The following is a 616-nucleotide window of genomic DNA, read 5'->3' as shown; positions in this document are numbered from 1 at the left end:
TCAATGTCTTCAATCTGGTCATCGATGTCGCTCCATCAGGGGAAAGTGACCTAACCGCAGCCGGGGGAGGTCGTTCCCCAGCGCGAACCGGTGCATCGTCGCGGGTGCGGGCGGTGCAACACTGGACAAGTCGCCGGTGGGGTGGCATCAGAGCCCTGACGCTCACAATTCCGGCCCCAGGCGCATGAAACAGTTCTTTCTGAAGCTCTTCACGTGGTGGAACGGCCAGACCTTCGGCACCCAGTTGTGGACCTGGCGGTTCGGCGAGCTCGTAGGGCAGGACGCGCAGGGCAATCGCTATTATCGGACCGCCGGCGGCAAGATCGATCCGGTGCTGCACTTCGAGCGTCGCTGGGTGATCTATAACGGCCTCGCCGAAGCGAGCCGCATCCCACCGGAGTGGCACGGCTGGATCCATCACATGGTCGATGTGCCGCCGACGCAGGACGGCTACAAGTCCCGCGAGTGGGAGAAGCCGCATCAACCCAACCTGACCGGCACGCCGCTCGCCTATCGTCCGGCCGGCTCGACGCTCGCCAGCGGCCGTCGGCCGAAGGCGACCGGCGATTATCAGCCGTGGACACCGGGCAGCTGAGTCGATTGCTGCATTGAACGA

1 protein-coding gene is annotated in these 616 nt (G+C 64.3%); it reads left to right on the top strand.

The genetic code is table 11. The annotated features are described in order from the left end of the window. The first annotated feature begins 184 nt into the window (after nucleotides 1-184). Nucleotides 185-595, top strand: coding sequence for an NADH:ubiquinone oxidoreductase subunit NDUFA12 (locus tag BRAO375_RS19695; protein WP_009029198.1), 411 nt, complete (start codon nucleotides 185-187; stop codon nucleotides 593-595). Nucleotides 596-616: the final 21 nt, after the last annotated feature.

The sequence above is a fragment of the Bradyrhizobium sp. ORS 375 genome (assembly GCF_000239775.1).
Taxonomy (GTDB): domain Bacteria; phylum Pseudomonadota; class Alphaproteobacteria; order Rhizobiales; family Xanthobacteraceae; genus Bradyrhizobium.
This window is presented reverse-complemented; position numbering and strand designations above follow the sequence as displayed.

What these genes read in the sequence shown, in the direction of transcription:
- BRAO375_RS19695 (WP_009029198.1), top strand. Translation starts at nt 185, where the DNA reads ATGAAACAGTTCTTTCTGAAGCTCTTCACGTGGTGGAACGGCCAGACC.